We start from the raw sequence: 22,081 nt of genomic DNA, 5'->3' as shown, positions 1-22,081 counted from the left end.
TGGGCGCGCTTGGAACATTGCGCCAAGGAACCGCCCCTCCTCCCGCCCGTTAGCCCCTCGACACCTGCAACATTTGCAGAGCATCGAGCCATGTCGGATGCCTACGATTACTTTCGCGAGCACGCGATCGCCGCCCTGCGCAAGGCGCGGGCGTTGCCGCCTGGGCGGACGAAGCAGAAGCAGCGCACGGTCGCGCGGGTCTATCATCTGCTGTCCAGGGAGGCCGCGCTGGCGCCGAACATCCATCACCTCGACGATTTTCGCACGGCACGGCAGCTCGAGCGGCAGATCGGCCGTTGATCTCCGGGCACCACCCGTCGGCGCTCGTCCCATGCAAATTCGATCGGCTGCCATTCCGCGGGAATAGGCCCTGGCGGCAGCCCGCACCGGTTGACGTCTGCCCCGTCAGCCAGTTGGATGCGCGCGCAAACAGGGGCTCCTCATGACCTTCTCCAGCATCTTCGCGCAGTTCGTCGCGATCCTCGGCGGCATGGCGCTGCAATGGCGCAAGATGACGGGCACCGAGCCCGCGCCGGCCTGGGGAGAGACCCCCGCCATTCCCGAAGCGAAGCCGCAGGGCGCGATCCCGACTTTGAAGATGCCGACCGCGCGCGGCTGGAGCGAGGGCCGGAAGCCGACCGTCGCGCCGGGTCTCAAGGTCAATGCGTTCGCGACCGGCCTCGACCATCCGCGCTGGATCGAAGTGCTGCCGAACGGCGACGTGCTGATCGCGGAGGCGACGCAGATCGCGGGCGCCCCGCGCAACGTGTTCCACTATGCGATGCAGGCGACGATGCGCCGCGCCGCCGCGCTTGGCGTGTCCGCCAACCGCATCACGCTCTTGCGCGACAAGGACGGCGACGGCGTCGCCGAACACCGCGGCGCCTTCATGGAGAACCTCAACCAGCCCTTCGGCATGGCGCTGGTCGGCGACACCTTCTATGTCGGCAACACCGACGGCGTGATGGCCTTTCCCTACGCCGCGAACGCCGACCGCATCACCGCGCCGGGCAAGCGGCTCACGACGTTCAAGCCGGGCGGACATTGGACGCGCAGCCTGCTCGCCAGCCCCGACGGCAAGAAGCTCTATGCCGGCGTCGGCTCGCTGAGCAACATCGCCGAGATGGGCATGGAGGTCGAGGAAGGCCGTGCTGCGGTGTACGAGCTCGACCTCGTCGCCGGCACGCATCGCATTTTCGGCGCCGGCCTGCGCAATCCCGTGGGCCTTGCCTGGGAGCCGAATACGAACGTGCTCTGGACCGTCGTCAACGAGCGCGACGGGCTCGGCGACGAGACGCCGCCGGACTATCTCACCTCGGTGCGCGACGGCGGCTTCTACGGCTGGCCCTATTGCTACTGGGGCAAGACGGTGGACGACCGCGTGCCGCAGGATCCGGCGATGGTCGCCAAGGCGCTGCAACCGGACTATGCGCTCGGCGGCCACACCGCCTCGCTCGGCCTGTGCTGGATGCCCGCAGGCACCCTGCCGGGCTTCGGCGACGGCATGGTGATCGGCCAGCACGGCTCGTGGAATCGCAGCAAGCTGTCCGGCTACAAGCTGGTGTTCGTCCCGTTCGAGAACGGCAAGCCGTCCGGTCCCGGTCGCGACATCCTGTCGGGCTTCCTGTCACCCGACGAGAAGGAATCCTACGGCCGCCCGGTCGGCGTTGCGATCGGCCCCGACAAGAAGTCGCTGCTGATGGCCGACGACGTCGGCAACGTGATCTGGCGCGTGACCGGGGTGTAGGTCGAAATAGGCGAGATCGGCGCCGCGGACTGGCTGCACCTCTCCCGCCTGCGGGAGAGGGCGCGGAGCGAAGCGACGCGGGTGAGGGTTCTTTCCTCTGGGGGAGTGTCCCGTTGCGAAGAGACCCCTCTCCCCAACCCTCTCCCGCAAGCGGGAGAGGGGGCGCAGCGTCGCCTTGATCCCCTTCACGTGCCCACGCATAGCGTGGCGCGCTGCTTGCGCAGCAGCGCGATCACCGACAGCGCGGTGATCAACCCGGTCTTGGGATTCTCGGACGGGATGTTCTCGATGCCCATCGAGAACCGCGCCGAATCCGCTTCGACCTCGATGCGGTGAACGTTGCGCGTCACGGTCGGGTCGGCCCAAACCTGGATCCGGGTCCGATCGGGCCCGATGCCCGCCAGCGACAGCGCAACGGCGACGTTGACGTTCGCCGGAAAGCCTTTCGCCGCTTCGCGCGCGCTGCCTTCGAACAGCTTGAGCGGCTCACGCAGATTGTCGATGTCGATGTTGTTCTGCACGATGAACGGTGCGCCCTTCAGCCCGTCGATCGGCTTGCGCGTCACCATCTGCACCGAATGGATGGTGCCGACCGCGGCGGCGTTGACGGCATCGAGCCCGATCAGCGCGCCGGTCGGCACGATGATGCGGCCGCCATTGGCGCGGGCGAGATCGACGAGATCGAAATTGTCGAGCAGGCCGCCGACGCTGACCACGACCGCGGCCTTACCGCGCTTCACCGCCGGCTCGACGATGGAACGCAGATGATTGCTCGGCGCGCATTCGACCACGATGTCGGCGGCCTCGCCGAGCTGCTCGATCGGCAGCACTTGCGGCGGGCGTCGCAGGCCGCTGATGAAAGCCCGATGCTTGGCGGGATCGCGCACGGCGACAGCCGACAGGGTTAGCCCCTCGATGCCCTGATCGAGCGCGGTCGCGACCTTGGTGCCGATCGAGCCCAGGCCCGCGACGGCAACCCGCAATGCGTTGGAGGTTTTCTGTCCGGACATAGCATCCTGCTTTCTCGTTGGTTGATGTCATAGCGCAACATTTTCTGTATAAGCCAGCCCGAATTGGTTTGCCTTGCCAACCCGCCGAGCCTCGCCGCGGCCTGGACTGATCCCCTGCCGCAAACCGCTGATGTTTCCCGATGGAGGTCCTTATGCGCACTCATTCGATCGCAGCCATTCCTGCCGACGGCATCGGCCCCGAGGTGATCTCAGCCGGAATCCGCGTGCTGGAGGCTCTCGCAAAGCGCAGCGGCGATCTCGCCTTCAACGTCAAGACGTTCGACTGGGGTTCGGACTATTACAAGAAGCACGGCATCATGATGCCGGCCGACGGCCTCGCTGAGCTGAAGAAGTTCGACGCGATCTATTTCGGCGCGGTTGGCGCACCCGACGTGCCCGATCACATCACGTTGTGGGGCCTGCGCCTGCCGATCTGCCAGGGCTTTGACCAATACGCCAATGTGCGGCCGACAAAGATCCTGCCCGGCGTCGCCTCACCGCTGCGCAATGTCGGCGTCGGCGATCTCGACTGGGTGATCGTGCGCGAGAATTCGGAAGGCGAATATGCCGGCATGGGCGGCCGCGCGCACAAGGGCCTGCCGGAAGAGGTCGGCACCGAAGTTGCCGTGTTCACCCGCGTCGGCGTCACCCGCATCATGCGCTATGCGTTCGAGCTCGCGCAGTCGCGCCCGCGCAAATTCCTGACCGTCGTGACCAAGTCGAACGCCCAGCGCCATGGCATGGTGATGTGGGACGAGATCGCCGCCGAGGTCGCAAGCGAATTCCCTGACGTCACCTGGGACAAGATGCTGGTCGACGCCATGACGGTGCGCATGACGCTGCATCCGAGGAGCCTCGACACCATCGTCGCGACCAATCTGCACGCCGACATCCTCTCCGATCTCGCCGGTGCGCTGGCGGGAAGCCTCGGCGTCGCGCCGACCGGCAACATCGATCCGCAGCGCCGCTTCCCCTCGATGTTCGAGCCGATCCACGGTTCGGCCTTCGACATCACCGGCAAGGGCATCGCCAACCCGGTCGCGACGTTCTGGACCGGCGCGCAGATGCTCGAGCATCTCGGCGAGAAGGACGCCGCCATGCGGCTGATGGCGGCGGTCGAGCGCGTCTGCGCGGCCGGCGTGCTGACGCCCGACGTCGGCGGCACGGCGACGACGAAGGAGGTCACGGACGCCGTGATCGACGCGATCCACGGAACGAATGTTTGAGAACGCCCTGCGTCATGGCCGGGCTTGTCCCGGCCATCCACGATCTTTCGTGCGGCACCGAGAACGTGGATGCCCGGGACAGGCCCGGGCATGACGAATTAGGAGAGATCGCCGGCCCCATAAGCACCGCTTTTGCAGCGGCAAAGCGCCCTACTTCCGCTTCGCCGGAGCCGCTGGCGGCGCCGCCATCGCGGCTGCGGGCTCGGGCGGCGTCAGGTGGCGCGGGACGATGATGGTTTGCCCGGGCGTGAGCTGTGCGTTCTCCGCAAGCGAATTGCTCTGCGCGAGCGTCCACAGCGGCACGCGGTTGGCGGCGGCGATGCTCTCCATGGTGTCGCCGCGGCGCACCGGGACTCGCACACCGGAATCCCACAATTCGACCAACGTATCCGCAGGCACGAGATAGCGCAGCGGCACGGCATCGGCCTGGGTCTGCGGCGGAATGCGCGGCAGCCGCGTCACCATCTCGACGATCTGGCGATGGATGTCATCGGACTTCTCGATATTGATGTGCGAGACGCGCGCGTTTTCCTTCAGGTCGTAGCTCGCGTAATGGCCGCGAAAGCCGGGGACCGCGACGACGTCGCCGCCACCGAGGACGCTGTCGGACAGGAAGATGTTGATGAAGCGCTCGACATTGAGCGGCACGTCGCCGGTCGCGTGCGCGGGATCGATGGCAATGACGAGGCTGATCGGGATGTTCTCCTTGGCCGCCATCTCGGAGATGACGATCGAGCACAGCCCGCCCATGGAGTGGCCGATCAGCACGATCGGCGCCGCCTGGTCCTTGTAGCTCGCGATGACGCGGCTGCCGATGAACCGGCACAGGGTGAATTCATAGACGTCGGCGGAGAAGCCGGCCTGGGTCAGCTTCTCGCTGAGCCGATCCATGCCGGTCGAGAAGATCGGCCCCATGGCGCCGCGGAACAGGTAGACTTTCGGGGGCGGCAACGGCTCGAACGGCGGGGGCGGCGGCGTGGCAGGTACCGCCGCTGTGGTCTTGGACTTGGCGGGTGAGGCAGCGGCTACGCCAGGTCCCAAGGCGAGCAGTGCAACGGCTGCCAGCGCGACTAGTCGCCTCAGATCAATCATCAGTCCAGCAGTCCCACCGCGGGAGGCAGAGGCCTCCCCCGTGGCTTCATGACCGCGGATTTGGCGGATTTTGCGGCGCCGAAACCGAGCCGATTTGCCTCAGTTCCTCGCCGGAGCGGTCGCGGCCGCCGCGCGCGCCTGCCCCGGGGCGCCGCGTTCGGCGACCGGCAAGGCCGGAGCGCGCGAGCGCATGATCGCGGCGTCGATCTCGGCGATGACGCGGCGCTGGATCGCCTCATTCTTGTCGATCGAGATGTGGCCGACGCCGGAGCCGCGCACGTCGACATTGTCGAGCTTGCCGCGAAAACCCGCCGCGGCCCGCACCGGCTCACCGGGACCATCGCCGATATAGATGTTGATGTAACGCTCCGCGCCGGTCGAGAGCTTGGTCTTGAACACGGAGTCGAGGCCGATCGCGAGCTTCACGGGCACGCCGAGCTGGTTGAGCTTGGCGATCATGTCGGGCAGCGCCGTCGCGCCGGAGGAATGGCCGACCAGGACGATGGTCTTGAGCCGACCGGCCCTGTAGGCGGCCGCGGCCTCGTCGGCGAGCGAGGACCAGGACACGAAGTTGGCGACGGTCACCGGGATGCCCTGCGCCTGGAGCCGGGCGCCGATCGTGTCGAGCCCGAGCGAGAAGATGTTGAGCACGCCACGGAGCAGGTAGACATGCGTGGTCGCGGCCGCGGCCTGGCTCGGCGCGGCCCTGACAGGGGTCGGGTTGATGGCAACAGCTGACAGCAGGAGCAGGCCCATCGCCCATACACGGAGGGCGGATAACTGGCTGGCGCCGGCGGTGTGACGGCCGTTCGGTGTCATCGATGTTTTCCCTGGGGACATACGCTTCGCGATTGGCCGGAATCGTAGCCATGGCCTGCTCGCACACGCAACAAAGAGCCGCGTGAGCGACAATCTTAGCCGCAAGCAGTGACCATCGCGCAACACTTGCCTGAAACCTGCCACCGAAGGGCCTGTTTTGAGACCATTTTTCTCCGGGGAATTGCGGGCAAGCAACTGCGTTCCTATTTCAGGGCTCCGCTGACCTCCCTCCGGGACCGGTCCAGCCTCCCCTCCCCAACCTTTGCCCCTCAGCCTCGCGGCCATCATGTCCTCCATCATCTCCGTCGCCAATCTGTCGAAGACCTATGGGTCCGGCTTCAGGGCGCTCAAGAACGTCAATCTCGATATCAAGCGCGGCGAGATTTTTGCGCTGCTCGGGCCCAACGGCGCCGGCAAGACCACGCTGATCTCCATCATCTGCGGCATCGCCAACCCGAGCGAGGGCCGCGTGCTCGTCGGCGGCGAGGACATCCAGACCTCCTACCGCAAGGCGCGCTCGCTGATCGGACTCGTCCCGCAGGAATTGCACACCGACGCCTTCGAGAGCGTGTGGGCGACCGTCAGCTTCTCCCGCGGCCTGTTCGGCAAGCCGAAGAATCCCGCGCACATCGAGAAGGTGCTGAAGGACCTCTCGCTGTGGGACAAGAAGGACAACAAGATCATCACGCTGTCCGGCGGCATGAAGCGCCGCGTGATGATCGCGAAAGCGCTGTCGCACGAACCGCAGATCCTGTTCCTGGACGAGCCCACCGCGGGCGTCGACGTCGAGCTGCGCAAGGGCATGTGGGAGGTGGTGCGCACCCTGCAACAGTCCGGCGTCACCATCATCCTCACCACGCATTATATCGAGGAAGCCGAGGAGATGGCCGACCGCATCGGCGTCATCAACAAGGGCGAGATCGTGCTGGTCGAGGACAAGACGACCTTGATGCAGAAGCTCGGCAAGAAGCGGCTGACCCTGCATCTGCAGGGCAGGATCGCCGCGCTGCCGGAAAGCCTTCATCACTACGAGCTCGAGCTCTGCGATAACGGCGCAACGCTCGTCTACGACTACGACACCCAGGGCGAGCGCACCGGCATCACCAGCCTGCTCGGCGATCTCCGCACCGCCGGCATCCGCTTCAACGATCTCGACACGACGCAATCGTCGCTCGAGGACATCTTCGTCGACCTCGTGAGGACGTCATGAACCACCGCGCCATCCGCGCCATCTATCTGTTCGAAATGGCACGCACCTGGCGCACGCTGCTGCAAAGCATCGTCTCGCCGGTGGTCTCGACCTCGCTCTATTTCGTGGTGTTCGGCGCCGCGATCGGCTCGCGCATCAGCGAGGTCGAGGGCGTCAGCTACGGCACCTTCATCGTGCCGGGCCTGATCATGCTCTCGGTGCTGACGCAGAGCATCGCCAACGCCTCGTTCGGCATCTACTTCCCGAAATTCACCGGCACGATCTACGAGATCCTGTCGGCGCCGATCTCCTATTTCGAGATCGTGCTTGGCTATGTCGGCGCCGCCGCGACCAAGTCGATCATTCTTGGCCTGATCATCCTGGCGACCGCCGGCCTGTTCGTGCCGCTGCACATCCAGCATCCGGTCTGGATGCTGACCTTCCTGGTGCTGACGGCGGTGACGTTCAGCCTGTTCGGCTTCATCATCGGCATCTGGGCCGACGGCTTCGAGAAGCTGCAGATGATTCCGATGCTGGTGGTGACGCCGCTGACCTTCCTCGGCGGCAGCTTCTATTCCATCGACATGCTGCCTCCGACCTGGCGTACGGTCGCGCTGCTCAATCCGGTCGTCTATCTGATCTCCGGTTTCCGCTGGAGCTTTTACGAGATTGCGGATGTCAGCGTCGCCGTCAGCATCGGCATGACGCTGGCGTTCCTGGTGATCTGCCTGGTGGTGATCTGGTGGATCTTCCGCACGGGGTATCGGCTGAAGAATTGATCCAGGTGTCATTCCGGGGCGTGCGCAGCACGAGCCCGGAATCCATTGTGCGGCAGGTTGGTGGATGAATGGATTCCGGGCTCGCCCTTCGGGCGCCCCGGAATGACGAGGGCGGCCGGCGCCGGGGTGACATCGTCAACGCGCCGCGCGGCCCGGATGGTTGCGCCTTTGTAACGAATTGTCAGCGTCGAACGCGCGTCCGGCTCGCGAAAATGTCAGCGCCGCCGCGCGCGGCGCGGCACAAAGCGGCCTTGCTTAAGCCCCGCATCGCGTTAACGATGGGCAGGCAGGCCGCTGGAACCAAAGCCGGATTGCAGGCATATTGCACGCCGGGGACGGAGAGCCGCGGCGGCTAGCGAGAAGAGGCCGGAGGCCAGAATTCAAATGCGTTTCCAGATGCGTTCATTTTTCATTGCTTTGACGTCCATGATGGTTTTGAGCGCGGGCACCGCGCAGGCCAAGGTCGAGATCACCGTCGACAAGGACAATCAGCAGATGACCGTCGCGGTCGATGGCGTGGCTCGCTATCGCTGGCCGGTCTCAACAGGCATCCCCTCGCGCGAGACGCCGAACGGCGCGTTCCGCGCCTTCCGCATGGAAGAGGATCATTATTCCAAGGAATTCGACGACGCGCCGATGCCGCACGCGATCTTCTTCACCAAGGTCGGCCACGCCATCCACGGCACCGACTCGGTCGGCCGGCTCGGCTCGCCGGCGTCGCATGGCTGCGTGCGGCTGTCGCGTCAGAACGCATCGACACTCTATGCGCTGGTGCAGCAGCAGGGCGTGCTCAACACCACAGTGACGCTGTCCGGATCGGCGCAGGTGGCGCTGGCGCGCAATCCGCGCGGCCGCGCCAACGCCGCGGTGGCCCGCGCTCCACAGCAGCCCGCCGAAGATCAGTACGCCACATCGGGCGATCCCGTGAACCTGGTGCCGCCGGCGCAGCCCGCCCGCCGCTACATGCCGCAGGACGACAATTACATCTATCCCGCCGACGGCAGCGACTCCGTCGCGCGCTATCCGGCTCCGCGTTCGGCCACCCGCCCGCTCTATGACGCGCAGGTCTATCAGCAGCAGCCGCGCCCCTATTACGACCAGGGCTACGGCTATCAGCCACAGCCCCGGCAGCTCTATCAGCCGCGCGGCTATTACTATCAGAACTGACGCGATCGCACATCCATCGACCTCACCGGCCGAGGCACCATGCCGTCACGTGCCGCAACGATCCTGACCGTGCTCGCGTTTCTCGCTGCAGGACCATCCATTGTAGGACGAGCCTTGGCCTTCGATCTCGAGGCGCATCGCGGCGGGCGGGCGCTGCTGCCGGAAAACACCCTGCCCGCCTTCGCCAACGCGCTGTCGATGGGCGTGGACACGCTGGAGCTCGACGTCGGCGTCACCGCGGACGGCGAAATCGTCGTGTCGCATGAGCGCGGGCTCAATCCTGATCTCACACGCCGCCCCGACGGCGCTTACATCACTCCGCCGGGCACGCCTTTCGTCAAGCTGCGGCTGGACCAGGTCAGGACTTATGACGTCGGCCAGATCCGGCCGGACAGTGCTTACGCGAAACAATTCCCCGACCAGCGCGCGGTACCGGGGACGCGCATTCCGACCTTGAGCGAGCTGTTCGCGCTGGCACGAAAATCCGGCAACGCGCGTGTGCGCTTCAACATCGAGACCAAGATCGACCCGAACCATCCGGACGAAACGCTCGATCCGCAGGCCTTTGTCGCGAAGCTACTGGGGCTGATCGGGACCGAAGCGTTTTCCGACAGGGTCATGATCCAGTCGTTCGACTGGAGGACCTTGCAACTGGTCCAGCAGCAGGCGCCCAAGATACCGACGGTGTACCTGACGCTCCAGCGCGGCTCGGCTCCGACGGTGGCGGTGGACAAGGCGACGAACTGGACGGCCGGCTTCAATCCGGCCGATCACGGCGGCTCGCTGCCGCGCACGATCAAGGCGGCGGGCGGCACGATCTGGTCGCCCCATTTCGGCGATGTCACCGCTGCGCTCGTCGCGGAGGCCCACGGGCTCGGATTGCGCGTGGTGGTCTGGACGGTCAACAAGCGCGAAGACATGACGCGGATGATCGAGCTCGGCGTTGACGGGATCATTTCCGACAGACCCGACTTGCTGCGGCAGATCGCCGGCGAGAAGGGAATCGGGTTGCCGGCGGGGACGCCGGTCGAGCCGTAAGACGGTCTCGTGTCCCGGACGCGGCGGGGCGTGCAACGCTGCACTGCGCCGGGGCACGGAGACGGTTGTCGCGGCGCCCTACTCCCCGTCCCGCCAGCGCCGATATAGCGCACCCAGGATGTTGGAATAGTCGTCGGTCCAGACACGCACCCTGTCGTCGGCTTCGGTCTGCTCCCACGACTTCGAGGCGGCGAGCCGGCCGATGTCGGCTTCCTCCCGCGCCGAGATGACGACGTCGGTCGAGAAGATGTAGTCGCCATCTCGCCCGGAATCCTCGTTGAAGACCCAGCTCTGGAGATCGTTGGCGTCAGCGATGCCGACCACGACGGTCTCGAGATCGAGATGCCGGTTGGAGACGTGCATTACCACAGCGCCGTGTGGCGCGAGCTTGTCCTTGTAGATCTTCATCGCCTCTTCGGTGGCGAGATGGATCGGGATCGCATCGGACGAATAGGCATCGACGATGACGAGGTCATAGGCGCCGTCGGGCTCCTTGGCGAAGGTGAGGCGCGCATCGCCGATCACGGGCTTCATGTCCGGCATGCAGCTCGATATGTAGCGGAAATTTCTGGGATCGCGCGCGGCATCGACCATCGACTGGTCGATCTCGAAGAATTTCCAGTCCTCGCCAGGCGCGGCGGCACAGGCGAGTGTGCCCGAGCCGACGCCGATCGCGGCGACCTTGAGCGGAGCGCCCTTGCGTTCGCGGATGGCGCTGACGGCCTGACCGATCCCGCCGTCCTTGTGATAATAGGTGATCGGCTCGGGACGGCCGGCGACGGGCGTGCCGTCGTTGTTGCGGAAGCGCTCGGCGCCGTGAATCGTGGTGCCGTGCATCAGCACATGGAAGTAGCCGCCGGGCGTCACCACGATCTTGTGCACGCCGAAGAAACTGCGCACCGTCGTGACGCGGCCCTCGTCCGCGGGATAGACGCGGATCAACGCCAGCGCGAGCACGACGGTGGCAAAGATCTTCCAGCGGCCGGCATTGAGCATCAGTGCCAGCAGCGCGGCAAGCACGCCGACGCTGCCGGCGACCCAGACGCGGTGATCCTCGAACCAGGTCGAGAGATTGCCGGTGGCGTATGACGGTGCGACCAGCGCCACCGCGAGCGCGGCGAGCGCCAGCCAATACCATTTGACGACACCGGCAAGCCGTTCGTTCGCAATCGGCCGGCACAGCGCGGCAAGCGCGACCAGGATCGGATATTCGGCGATCCACGAGAAGGTGAAGGGGGCGAGGAGACCGGCAAAGAGGCCGCCGACCATGCCGCCGAACGACAGCGCGACATAGAATCCGGTGAGATATTTGGCGGCCGGACGGGTCCGCGCCAGCTCGCCATGGCAGGCCATGGCGATGACGAAGAAGCACAATTGATGGCCGCCGAGCGTCAGCAGCAGATTCTGTTCGCCGCCGAAGGCGAGCAGGACGACAACGCCCGCGATCGCGACCGGCTGCAGCATCAGCATCCATTTGTGCGGCAGCAGCGGCCGCGACTGGAACACCACGACCCAGGTGAGCAGATACAGCGACAGCGGCAGCACCCACAGCAGCGGCGCCGCCGCGACGTCGGTCGAGATATGCGCGGTGACGGCGATGAGCAGGCCCGAGGGCACCGCGGCGAGGAAGATCCAGCGCAGCCGCGTCAAGAACGCCGGCGCCGGCGCATTCACGTCCTCGGTTTTCGCGTCCACCACGGCCAGATTCGGCGAGCGCAGCAGCAACACACCGCAGGCGGCGATCAGGAGGATCAAGAGGGCATAGCCGCCGGTCCAGAGCCGGTTCTGCGTGTGCAGCGTGAACACGGGCTCCAGCAGGAACGGATAGGACAGCAGCGCGAGGAAGCTGCCGATGTTGGAGGAGGCATAGAGGAAATAGGGATCATGTCCGGCGGGATGGCCGGTGCGGACGAACCAGGCCTGCAACAGCGGATTGTTGGCCGCGAGCGCAAAGAACGGCAGGCCGATCGAGACCACGAACAGGCCGAGCAGCCAGAACGCATAGCCGGAAGCCGGCGGCTCGCCATAGCCGAAGGCGATGCCGAGCGGCAGCGTGGCGAAGGCCGCGATCAGCAGCACCAGATGCACGGCCACGGGCACGAGGCTGCTCCTCGCCTGCATCAAGAGATGCGCATAGGCATAGCCCGCCAGCAGCAGCGACTGGAAGAACACCATCGCCACCGACCACACCGCCGGCGAGCCGCCGAGCCGCGGCAGCACCATCTTCGTGAACAGCGGCTGCACCGAGAACAGCAGCAGCGCGCTGACGAAGATCGCGGCGGTGTAGACCGTCAGCACCAGCCGGTTACGCGAGGCGGACGGCTGCTCCGTGGCGGCGGGTTGCACGATCGAATCCATGGAAGCTCCGGCTCAAAACCCGGCGGGCGCCGGACGCGCGCAATGGAGCACAAGGCGCCTGAACGGGCAATAAAGGGGGCTGTGATGTTGCAGCGTGAATTGCTTGATATTAGACGTCGTTCCGGGGCGATGCGGAGCATCGAACCCGGAACCTCGAGATTCCAGGTTCTCGCTTCGCGAGCCCCGGAATGACGGTAGACTGGGCCTTGCATCTTCATGACCGAAACCGACGTCGTCATCATCGGCGCTGGCCACAACGGCCTCACTTGCGCGGCCTATCTCGCGATGGCCGGCCTGCGCGTGCGCGTGGTCGAGCGCCGCAAGGTGGTCGGCGGTGCCGCGGTCACGGAGGAGTTTCACCCGGGATTCCGCAATTCGGTGGCGGCCTACACGGTGAGCCTGCTCAATCCGCAGGTGATCCGCGACCTCAAGCTCGCCGAGCAGGGCCTGCGCATCGTGGAACGGCGCGCCCAGAATTTCCTGCCCGCGCCCGATGCCAGCTATCTCCTCACCGGGGAGGGCCGGACGAAGGCATCAGTCGCACGACTGAGCGCGCATGACGCAGCCGCGCTCGACGGGTTTTCACGCGAGCTGGAAGACATCGCCGACGTGCTCAGGCAATTCGTGCTGCGCGCGCCGCCGAACCTCGTCGAGGGTTTTAGCACGGCGGCGTTGCGCGAAGGCGTCAACGCCTGGAAGACCGCCAGCATCCTGCGCGGTCTCACGCTGGAACAGAGCCGCAGCCTGCTCGATCTCTTCACCCGCTCGGCCGGCGAGATGCTGGATGAGCGCTTCGAGCATGATCTGGTCAAGGCGCTGTTCGGCTTCGACGCCATCGTCGGCAATTATGCCAGCCCCTACGCCGCCGGCTCGGCCTACGTGATGCTGCATCACGCCTTCGGCGAGGTGAACGGCAAGAAGGGCGTCTGGGGCCATGCCATCGGCGGCATGGGCGCGATCACGCAGGCGATGGCGCGCGCGGCGCGCGACCGCGGCGTCGCGATCGACACGGATGCCGGCGTGCGCGAGGTGATCGTGGAGCGCGACCGCGCCGTCGGAATCGTGCTGGAGAACGGCGAGGCGATCCGCGCGAAATATGTCGCGGCCAATGTCAATCCAAAGCTGCTCTACACGCAGCTGATCGCGGCCGAGGCGCTTCCTGCGGACTTCCTCGCCCGCATCCGGCACTGGAAGAACGGCTCCGGCACCTTTCGCATGAACGTGGCGCTGGATCGCCTGCCCTCGTTCACGGCGCTGCCGGGCGAAGGCGACCATCTCTCTTCCGGCATCATCCTGGCGCCGAGCCTTCCCTACATGGACCGCGCCTATCTCGATGCGCGCTCGCGGGGCTGGAGCCGACAGCCCGTGGTTGAGATGCTGATCCCCTCCACGCTCGACGACACGCTGGCGCCCGCGGGAAAGCACGTCGCGAGCCTGTTCTGCCAGCACGTCGCGCCGGAGCTTCCGGATGGAAAGTCGTGGGACGACCATCGCGAGGAGGTCGCCGATCTCATGATCGCGACGGTGGACGAATACGCGCCGGGTTTTGCGGCGAGCGTGCTGGGCCGCCAGATCCTGTCTCCGCTCGACCTCGAGCGGCAGTTCGGCCTCGTCGGCGGCGACATCTTCCACGGCGCGCTGACCTTGAACCAGCTGTTCTCGGCACGGCCGATGCTGGGCCATGCCGATTATCGCGGGCCGTTAAGAGGCCTCTATCATTGCGGCTCAGGCGCCCATCCCGGCGGCGGCGTCACCGGTGCGCCCGGCCATAACGCCGCGCAGGCGATCCTGAGGGATCACCGCTCGCTGTTCGGAAGCCGTGGATAGATCTGTGGATCCCTTGTGGACAGGCTGTTGAACGGTCTGTGGACAGGCCGCGGATGCTTCGGGACCGGAGCATCGCGACGGCCGGGGGAAACGCAGTGGAAAATCGTGAGGACAATTGCGGGAAAAACCGGTGGATAGGGTGCCGGGTGAGCAGCGGGCAAGCTGTGAATATCGAAAGCGCCGGCAGGAAACGACCTCGCCCGCCAGGGGGAATTCCCCCTCGCGGGCGGTGATCAGGTCAGCCTAGAAGAAAAAGCAGCCCCCGCTGGGAAATGGAGGCGGAAATTACTTCAGGTTGGTGCTAATCGACGTGAACTTGTCGTTCATGGTGCTGCCCAGGCTGTTCACCACGGTGATGATCGCCAGGGCGATGCCCGCGGCAATCAGACCGTATTCGATCGCCGTGGCACCGGATTCATCCGACCAGAATTTCTGAATCATGCTCTTCAAGACTCGCCTCCGTTTCAATTCCAAGCTGTGTTGGCTTAATTCAACACCCGAGAATGTACGGGGCGCGGCCTTCGGCCGGGTTAACCCGGGGACTGCAACTTGCGCGGAAAATTGGCGGCAAAAATCCCAAAAATTCAACTCAACGGAACCCTGAATGCAGCCTGCTCCAACCCATCGCGCCAGCTTTTCGATCGGCAGCGAGGCCGACGCCCGGCGCGTCGTCGACGTGCTCACCGAGGTGTTCTTCGAGGGCGATGCGGCGGTCGCCGCCTTCGAGCGGCCGGACGGACAATGGGACGTCACGCTCCATTTTGCCGAGGCGCCCGATCACGCATGGTTGCGCGAACTCATTGCAACATCAGCAGGAAATGAGATCGCCGCGACGCTCACCTTCGACATTGTCGAGGCCAAGGACTGGGTCAGGGCCAGCCTGGAGGATCTCGTCCCGGTCCCGGCCGGCCGCTTCGTCGTGCACGGCAGTCATGACCGCGACCGCGTGGCGCCGAACAAGCTCGCGATCGAGATCGAGGCGGCGCTCGCGTTCGGCACCGGCCATCACGGCACGACGCGTGGCTGTTTACTACTGCTTGACCATGTTCTGAAGAGTTCCCGCCCGAGGAACCTGCTCGACCTCGGCACTGGGACCGGCGTGCTGGCCATCGCTGCGGCAAAGGCGCTGCATCGCGCCGCGCTCGCCTCCGACATCGATCCGCCCTCGGTGCGGGTGGCTTCCGAGAACGCCTGGCTGAACGAAGTTGGCAACCATGTGCGGGTGATCCGCGCGACCGGCTTCGCCGCGCCGGATTTTGGACGAGCCGGCCCGTTCGACCTGGTGCTAGCCAACATCCTTGCCAATCCGCTGAGGCAATTGGCGGGCCCGATGGCACGGCATCTCGCGCTAGGCGGACACGTCATCCTCTCCGGCCTGCTGACGCATCAGGCCCCCGCCGTGATCGCCGCCTATCGCGCCCGCGGCCTCGTGCCGTTGAGGCATCTGCGGATCGAGGGATGGAGCAGCCTGTTGCTGCGGAAGGTGGGATAGCCAGCACCGGTGCCGTAGGTGGGCCAAGCGACTTTTCCGCCATAGCTCGAAGAGCGACGGCGGCGGAAGCGTGCCCACCGTGACGTTCGCAAATCCGGGAAAGATGGTTGGCACGGCGCTTCGCGCCTTTGCTCGCCCTACGGCATCAGCAATACCGCTACTCCGCCGGCTTCTCGTCGCGGTGCGCCGTACGCTCGACCTGCGACGCACGCTTGGCGCGGCGCTCGGCGATGCGGTTGATCATCTGGCTGATGACGCTGCGCGGCTTCTTCGGTGCCGCCTCCGTCGGGGCTCGGCGCGCCGGCGGCGAAATCTTCTCAAACGTGAATGCTGGCATCGTGTGTCCCCTCGCCGTTGAGATGAACCACCTGCTCGAATTTCGCTGTCATCCGGACGAAGCGCAGCTGCCGCATCCTTTACTCCACTCAATTCAAGTGGAACCATTCAAGCACAGTCCATGCCAGATGCGACGTAAATGCGTCCAGATTGCGGACTCGTCCCCATGATCCTAAAGTGATCCACTATGTTCGAAGCACACTTCCAGACATTCGAGGAGCCGGAGGCCGGCGTCGCGTTGACGGCACGGCTGGCCGCATTTCGCGAAGAACTCGCCCGTCGCAAGCTCGCCGGCTTCGTCGTTCCGCGCGCCGATCAGCAGCAGAACGAATATGTGCCGCCGTCGGAAGAACGGCTGGCCTGGCTGACCGGTTTCACGGGCTCGGCGGGATTCGCGGTGGTTCTGACGCAGGAGGCCGCATTGTTCGTCGACGGCCGCTACACGCTTCAGGCCGCCAAGCAGGTCGATGCAAAGGCCTGGGTGGTGGAATCGCTGATCGACCCGCCGCCGGAGAGCTGGGTGTCGGCGCATCTGAAAGCCGGTGACCGCCTCGGATTTGATCCGTGGCTGCACACTTTTGCGGCAGCTGAGCGCCTGTCTGCCGCCTGCGCCAAGGCCGGCGCCGAGCTGGTTGCCGTCGACAGCAATCCGATCGACGCGATCTGGCAGGACCGCCCGCAGCCGCCGCTCGCCCCCGTCGCCGTGCACGGGCTCCAGCATGCCGGCATCTCGGAAGCCGAGAAGCTGACGCAGATCAGAAGCGAGATCGGCAAGCTCGGCGTCGACGCGCTGGTGCTGTCCGACAGCCACGCGGTCGCCTGGACCTTCAACATCCGCGGCGCCGATGTCGCCCATACCCCGCTGCCGCTGTCCTATGCGCTGGTGCCGAAAGACGGACGTCCCACCATCTTCATCGATAACCGCAAGCTCTCCAACCTGACGCGCGACCATCTCGAGCAGTCCGCCGACGTGCGCGAGCCCGACGCGATGGCGCCGACGCTGATGGCGCTCGCCAAAAGCGGTGCGGCGATCGCGCTCGACAGCGCCACCGCGGCCGACGCGCTCAGCCGGCTGATTGCGGGCGCCGGCGGCAAGCCGGTGCGCGGCAGCGATCCGATTGCGCTGCTCAAAGCGGTCAAGAACGCGACCGAGATCAAGGGGACGCAGACGGCGCATCGGCGCGACGCCCTGGCGCTGGCGCGCTTCCTGGCGTGGGTCGACCGGGAAGCGCCAAGCGGCAAGCTCACCGAGATCGACGCGGTCGAGGCGCTGGAGACGTTTCGCCGCGACACCGGCGCACTGAAAGACGTCTCGTTTCCGACCATCTCCGGCACCGGCCCGAACGGTGCCATCGTGCACTACCGCGTCACGCGCAAGAGCAACCGGCGCATCGCGCCCGGCGACCTCCTGCTGATCGATTCCGGCGCGCAGTACGAAGACGGCACCACCGACGTCACCCGCACCATGGCCGTGGGCGAGCCCACGAACGAGATGCGCGACCGCTTCACCCGCGTGCTGCGCGGCCATATCGCGATCGCACGCGCGGTCTTCCCGGACGGCACCACCGGCGCGCAGCTCGACACGCTGGCACGGCAATATCTCTGGGCCGCCGGCGTCGATTTCGAGCACGGCACCGGCCACGGCGTCGGCAGCTATCTCTCGGTGCACGAAGGGCCGGCGCGCATTTCGAAGCTCGGCACCACGCCGCTGAAGCGCGGCATGATCCTCTCCAACGAGCCCGGCTACTACAAGACCGACGGTTTCGGCATCCGCATCGAGAACCTCGAGCTGGTCGTCGCCGCCGATATCAAGGGTGCCGAGAAGCCGATGAACGCGTTCGAGACGCTGACCTTGGCACCGATCGACCGCCGGCTGATCCACGCCGCGATGCTGAGCAAGGACGAGCTCGACTGGCTCAACGCCTACCATGCGCGCGTGCGAACCGAGGTCGGGCCGGCGCTCGACGAGGCGACCCGGGCCTGGCTCGATCAGGCCACGGCGGAGCTGAAGGGCTAAGCTCGTCATCGCGCATAGCACTGCGCGATTTGCGCAACGCTGCATCCCCAACACAGCTGTCATTCCCTGCGAAAGCGGGGAATCCAGTACGCCGCGCCCCCTCGGGTCAACCGCGACCGTCTCGGCGTACTGGATCGCCCGGTCAAGCCGGGCGATGACACCGAATTTGTGGCGTGAGGATCGTGCCCAATGGGTCGCCTCACGCCGTTATTATAACCATCCCGGAATCCGTATAGCCGCATTCCGAAATGCCGATATCCGCCTTGCGTAACGACGTTACAGTCGGTTCGAATTCAACGAGACGAACACGCATGCACGGCATCATCAGCAAGCCTCCGGAAGGGACGCGCAACCTCGCGACATCGCGCGGGGTGCTGCTGCTGCTGGTCGTGATGACCGGGATCGCGCCGATCTCGCTGTACATCCTAGTTCCGGCGCTGCCGGTGCTGGCGACGAATTTCGGCAGCGACATCTCCATCGCGCAGATGACGGTGTCGCTCTACATGGTCGGCATCGCGTTGTCGCAGCTGATCATGGGACCGCTGTCCGACCGGTTCGGGCGGCGCCCCGTGCTGCTCGGAGGGTTGGCGCTGATGGTGGCGGCCAGCGTCGCCTGCATCTTCGCCGAAACCCTGCCGCAGCTGATTGCAGCCCGCTTCTTTCAAGCCCTGGGCGGCGCTTCCGGCATGGTGATCAGCCGCGCCATCATCCGCGACATCTATGAGCGCGACCGCGTCGCCTCGATGATCAGCCTGGTGGTCGCGGCGCTGATGATCGGACAGATGGTTTCACCGCTCACCGGCGGCCTGATCGAGACGGCGTTCGGCTGGCGCGCGATCTTCTACGCCATCACCATCGCTGCCATCATTGTCGCCGTCGGCATCGCATTGACGCTGCCCGAAACGCGTCGCAGCCGCGCCGGCGGCGGCGGCTTCCGTGGCGACGTCGGCATCCTGATCAAGAGCCGCGCCTTTGTCGGCTATGTGATGTGCCAGGTGCTGGCCTCTCAGATCATCTTCACCTTCGCGGGCGGCGGACCTTATATCGTGGTGACGCAGATGGGCCGGTCCAGCGCCGAATACGGCGCCTGGTTCGCGACAACGGGGTTTGCATTTCTCGTCGGCAACCTGCTCTGCGTGCGCTTTGCGCCCAGGCATTCGCTGGAGAAGCTGATCTGGTTCGGGCTCGCACTCCAGCTCTGCGGCAGTCTGCTGAACCTGCTGTGGAGCTTTACGGGGTGGAACGAAGCCCCAAGCTGGCTGTTCGGCACGCAGATGATCGTCATGGTCGGCAACGCCTTCGTGATGGCGAATTCCGCCGCCGGGGCGATCAGCATCCGTCCTGAAGCGGCCGGCACTGCCTCAGGCGCGATGGGCTTCCTGCAACAGGGCATCGGCGCGCTGATGTCGCAATTCGGCGCCTATCTCGGCGGCCACTCCGCAACGACGCTGCCGCTCACCTCGGCGGTGCTCGCGATCTCGCTGCTCTGCGCCTGCGTGATGATCTTCGTCGTCCCCCGCCGCGAAGTGACAGTGAGCGAGGCGCTGATTGGGCAGGCGGAGGAGGACGAGAGCGGGATGATGTGAGGGAGGCAGCGCGCGCGTTGCCCGTCCCCTCTCCCCTTGTGGGAGAGGGTGGCTCGCCGCGATAGCGGCGAGACGGGTGAGGGGTTTCTCTCCGCGCAGATCGCTCTCAATCGAATTTGTGGATGCAACCCCTCATCCGGCGCTTCGCGCCACCTTCTCCCACAAGGGGAGAAGGAAAAAGAACCTCACTCCCCGATCAGCTTCAGCCATTCGTCCTCGGTCAGCACCTTGACGCCGTGCTTGTTGGCCTCGGCGAGCTTCGAGCCCGCACCGGGACCGGCGACGACGAGGTCGGTCTTCTTCGACACCGAGCCCGACACCTTTGCCCCCAAACGCTCTGCCGTGGCCTTGGCCTCGTCGCGCGTCATCTTCTCCAGCGATCCGGTGAACACCACCGTCTTGCCGGCGACGGCCGAATTGCTCTTCGGCTTCTCGGCGTCGACGATCTCGACCTCCCTGGTCAGCCGCTCGACGATGCCGCGATTGTGGCTCTCGCCGAAATAATCGGCGATGCTCTTGATCACGGTGTCCCCGATCTGGTCGAGCGCATCCATCTCGGCCATCGCCTCCTCGTCACCCTTGGCGACCTTGAGGCAGGCATCGTGGAAGGCATCCCAGGAGCCGTAGCCGCGCGCCAGCGCCAGCGCCGTGGTCTCGCCGACATGGCGCATGCCGAGCGCATAGACGAAGCGCTCCAGCGCGATTCTGCGCCGGCTCTCGATGGCGCCGAACAGATTGCGCACCGAGGTCGCGCCATAGCCCTCGACCTCTTCGAGCTTGAGCCTGGAATTGCGCTTCTCCAGCGTGAAGATGTCGGCGGGCTCCTTGACCCATCCCTCGTCGAAGAAATACTGGAGCTGCTTCTCCCCGAGACCGTCGATGTCGAAAGCACGGCGCGAGACGAACAGCTTGAGGTGCTCGATCTTCTGATAGGGACAGGCGAACTCGCCGGTGCAGCGGGCGCGCGAGCCCTCCTCGCCCGCCGCCGTCTCCTCGCGAACGACGTCGGTGTGCAGCGGGCACGGGCACTTCTTCGGGAATTGGAATTCCTTGGCGGCCTTCGGCCGCTTGTCGAGCACGACATCGACCACCTGCGGGATGACGTCGCCGGCGCGCTGGATCACGACGGTGTCGCCGATCCTGATGTCGCGCCCCTCGCGCAGCACCTCGCCCTTGTTGCCGATGCCCTTGATGTAGTCCTCGTTGTGCAGCGTGACGTTCTGCACGATCACGCCGCCGACGCCGACCGGCTCAAGCTTGCCAACCGGCGTGAACGAGCCGGTGCGGCCAACCTGGATCTCGATGTCGCGCAGCACCGTCATGGCCCGCTCGGCCGGGAATTTGTGCGCGATGCCCCAGCGCGGCGTGCGCGAGACGAAGCCGAGCCGCTCCTGCCAGTCGATGCGGTCGACCTTGTAGACGACGCCGTCGATGTCGTAGTCGAGACGCGCGCGCTGCTCCTCGATCGCATGATGGAAGGCGAGCAGTTCCTCGACGGAATGACAGAGCCTGGTCAGCGGATTGGTCTTGAAGCCGCAGCGCTCGAACCAGGCGATCATGCCGCTCTGCGTATCCTCCGGCATCGCGCTCATCTGCCCCCAGGCATAGGCGAAGAAGCCGAGGGGGCGGGAAGCGGTAATGGTGGGATCCTTTTGCCGGAGCGAGCCGGCGGCCGAGTTGCGCGGGTTGGCAAAGATGGTGTCGCCTGCCGCCTTCTGCCGCTCGTTGAGCGCGAGGAAGGCCTTCTTGGTCATGTAGACCTCGCCGCGGACCTCGCAGATGTCAGGGACGTTGCGGCCCTTCAGCTTCTGCGGCACGTCTTCGAGCGTGCGGATGTTGGCGGTGACATCCTCGCCCACCGCGCCGTCGCCGCGCGTCGCCGCAGTGACGAGCTCGCCGCCTTCATAGCGCAACGACATCGAGAGGCCGTCGATCTTCGGCTCGGCGGAGAAATCGACCTTGTCGTCATCGAGCTTCAGGAAGCGGACGATGCGGCCGACGAAGTCGCGCACGTCCTCTTCGGCAAAGGCGTTGTCGAGCGACAGCATGGGAACGGAATGCCGCACCTTCTTGAAGCGCCCCGACGGCGCGGCGCCCACCTTCTGCGAGGGCGAGTCCGCGCTGACGAGCTCCGGGAAACGCTTCTCGATGGCGTTGAGGCGCTGGCGCAGCGCGTCGTATTCGGCGTCGGTGACGGTCGGCGCGTCCTCCTGATAATAGCGCTCATTGTGCCCCTCGATCTCGAGCGACAACCGCATGTGCTCGACCTTGGCCTGGGCCTTGGTGAGATCGGCGACGTCGCGAAGCGGTTTCGATTTTGCTGCTCTGGCCATTATACTTAAGATTGCATCTCGTCGTTCCGGGATGGTCCGAAGGACCAGACCCGGAACCTCGAGAT

Annotated in this window: 18 protein-coding genes; 11 read left to right on the top strand and 7 right to left on the bottom strand. The window is 65.6% G+C overall.

The annotated features are described in order from the left end of the window. The first annotated feature begins 90 nt into the window (after window positions 1–90). The gene (locus AC066S_RS22535) at window positions 91–300 is read left to right on the top strand and encodes a hypothetical protein (protein ID WP_126255297.1); all 210 of its coding nucleotides are present in this window, start codon (window positions 91–93) and stop codon (window positions 298–300) included. Between the two features lie 142 nt (window positions 301–442). Beyond that, complete coding sequence (locus tag AC066S_RS22530; RefSeq protein ID WP_478270648.1) at window positions 443–1,747, top strand: PQQ-dependent sugar dehydrogenase; 1,305 nt, start codon at window positions 443–445, stop codon at window positions 1,745–1,747. A 185-nt stretch (window positions 1,748–1,932) separates the two neighbouring features. On the opposite strand, the gene AC066S_RS22525 is transcribed toward AC066S_RS22530, so the two are convergent. Further along, the gene (locus AC066S_RS22525) at window positions 1,933–2,757 is read right to left on the bottom strand and encodes an aspartate dehydrogenase (protein WP_126255295.1); all 825 of its coding nucleotides are present in this window, start codon (window positions 2,755–2,757) and stop codon (window positions 1,933–1,935) included. A 152-nt stretch (window positions 2,758–2,909) separates the two neighbouring features. Here AC066S_RS22525 and AC066S_RS22520 point away from each other — a divergent pair, with 152 nt between their 5' ends. Next, window positions 2,910–3,983, top strand: coding sequence for a tartrate dehydrogenase (locus tag AC066S_RS22520; protein WP_126255294.1), 1,074 nt, complete (start codon window positions 2,910–2,912; stop codon window positions 3,981–3,983). A gap of 150 nt (window positions 3,984–4,133) precedes the next feature. On the opposite strand, the gene AC066S_RS22515 is transcribed toward AC066S_RS22520, so the two are convergent. Together AC066S_RS22515 and AC066S_RS22510 are read right to left on the bottom strand one after the other, a co-directional pair. Beyond that, the gene (locus AC066S_RS22515) at window positions 4,134–5,075 is read right to left on the bottom strand and encodes a LysM peptidoglycan-binding domain-containing protein (RefSeq protein WP_164718331.1); all 942 of its coding nucleotides are present in this window, start codon (window positions 5,073–5,075) and stop codon (window positions 4,134–4,136) included. Window positions 5,076–5,174: 99 nt separating this feature from the next. Then, on the bottom strand, window positions 5,175–5,894 hold the full coding sequence (locus AC066S_RS22510) for a hypothetical protein (protein WP_126255292.1): 720 nt from the start codon (window positions 5,892–5,894) through the stop codon (window positions 5,175–5,177). A 286-nt stretch (window positions 5,895–6,180) separates the two neighbouring features. On the opposite strand from AC066S_RS22510, the gene AC066S_RS22505 reads away from it, so the two are divergent. The 4 genes from AC066S_RS22505 to AC066S_RS22490 all read left to right on the top strand — a co-directional run bounded on the left by AC066S_RS22505 (window position 6,181) and on the right by AC066S_RS22490 (window position 10,067). Further along, on the top strand, window positions 6,181–7,104 hold the full coding sequence (locus AC066S_RS22505) for an ABC transporter ATP-binding protein (protein WP_126255291.1): 924 nt from the start codon (window positions 6,181–6,183) through the stop codon (window positions 7,102–7,104). Continuing rightward, the gene (locus tag AC066S_RS22500; protein ID WP_478270647.1) at window positions 7,101–7,862 is read left to right on the top strand and encodes an ABC transporter permease; all 762 of its coding nucleotides are present in this window, start codon (window positions 7,101–7,103) and stop codon (window positions 7,860–7,862) included. Before AC066S_RS22505 ends, AC066S_RS22500 begins: the two co-directional genes overlap by 4 nt. 384 nt (window positions 7,863–8,246) lie before the next feature. After that, a complete protein-coding gene (locus tag AC066S_RS22495) occupies window positions 8,247–9,029 on the top strand; it encodes a L,D-transpeptidase (RefSeq protein ID WP_478270646.1) in 783 nt (260 codons plus the stop codon). Between the two features lie 39 nt (window positions 9,030–9,068). After that, complete coding sequence (locus tag AC066S_RS22490; protein WP_478270645.1) at window positions 9,069–10,067, top strand: glycerophosphodiester phosphodiesterase; 999 nt, start codon at window positions 9,069–9,071, stop codon at window positions 10,065–10,067. A 78-nt stretch (window positions 10,068–10,145) separates the two neighbouring features. Here AC066S_RS22490 and AC066S_RS22485 read toward each other — a convergent pair whose 3' ends face one another. After that, window positions 10,146–12,425 (bottom strand): fused MFS/spermidine synthase, encoded by a 2,280-nt coding sequence (locus tag AC066S_RS22485; RefSeq protein ID WP_478270644.1) that lies wholly within the window; start codon window positions 12,423–12,425, stop codon window positions 10,146–10,148. Between the two features lie 216 nt (window positions 12,426–12,641). Between AC066S_RS22485 and AC066S_RS22480 the strand changes: the two genes are divergently transcribed. Beyond that, window positions 12,642–14,252, top strand: coding sequence for a phytoene desaturase family protein (locus AC066S_RS22480; RefSeq protein ID WP_478270643.1), 1,611 nt, complete (start codon window positions 12,642–12,644; stop codon window positions 14,250–14,252). A 285-nt stretch (window positions 14,253–14,537) separates the two neighbouring features. Here the strand turns inward: AC066S_RS22480 and AC066S_RS22475 are convergent, their stop codons facing one another. Continuing rightward, a complete protein-coding gene (locus AC066S_RS22475; RefSeq protein ID WP_126255858.1) occupies window positions 14,538–14,693 on the bottom strand; it encodes a Flp family type IVb pilin in 156 nt (51 codons plus the stop codon). Between the two features lie 163 nt (window positions 14,694–14,856). On the opposite strand from AC066S_RS22475, the gene AC066S_RS22470 reads away from it, so the two are divergent. After that, window positions 14,857–15,744: a 50S ribosomal protein L11 methyltransferase gene (locus AC066S_RS22470; RefSeq protein ID WP_478270642.1), complete on the top strand. Its 888-nt coding sequence runs from the start codon at window positions 14,857–14,859 to the stop codon at window positions 15,742–15,744. A gap of 157 nt (window positions 15,745–15,901) precedes the next feature. On the opposite strand, the gene AC066S_RS22465 is transcribed toward AC066S_RS22470, so the two are convergent. Then, complete coding sequence (locus AC066S_RS22465) at window positions 15,902–16,081, bottom strand: hypothetical protein (RefSeq protein WP_126255284.1); 180 nt, start codon at window positions 16,079–16,081, stop codon at window positions 15,902–15,904. 186 nt (window positions 16,082–16,267) lie between these two features. Between AC066S_RS22465 and AC066S_RS22460 the strand changes: the two genes are divergently transcribed. Both AC066S_RS22460 and AC066S_RS22455 read left to right on the top strand, forming a co-directional pair. Further along, window positions 16,268–18,097 (top strand): aminopeptidase P family protein, encoded by a 1,830-nt coding sequence (locus tag AC066S_RS22460; protein WP_478270641.1) that lies wholly within the window; start codon window positions 16,268–16,270, stop codon window positions 18,095–18,097. Window positions 18,098–18,408: 311 nt separating this feature from the next. Next, window positions 18,409–19,683 carry a multidrug effflux MFS transporter gene (locus tag AC066S_RS22455; RefSeq protein WP_478270640.1) on the top strand — a complete coding sequence of 425 codons (1,275 nt, stop codon included), beginning with the start codon at window positions 18,409–18,411 and terminating at the stop codon, window positions 19,681–19,683. Between the two features lie 185 nt (window positions 19,684–19,868). Here the strand turns inward: AC066S_RS22455 and ligA are convergent, their stop codons facing one another. After that, window positions 19,869–22,016 carry an NAD-dependent DNA ligase LigA gene (gene ligA, locus AC066S_RS22450; RefSeq protein ID WP_478270639.1) on the bottom strand — a complete coding sequence of 716 codons (2,148 nt, stop codon included), beginning with the start codon at window positions 22,014–22,016 and terminating at the stop codon, window positions 19,869–19,871. Window positions 22,017–22,081: the final 65 nt, after the last annotated feature.

Source organism: Bradyrhizobium sp. CFUWI, from assembly GCF_056429085.1.
Note: the sequence above shows the minus strand (reverse complement) of the source record. Positions and strands in the feature narration are given on the sequence as shown.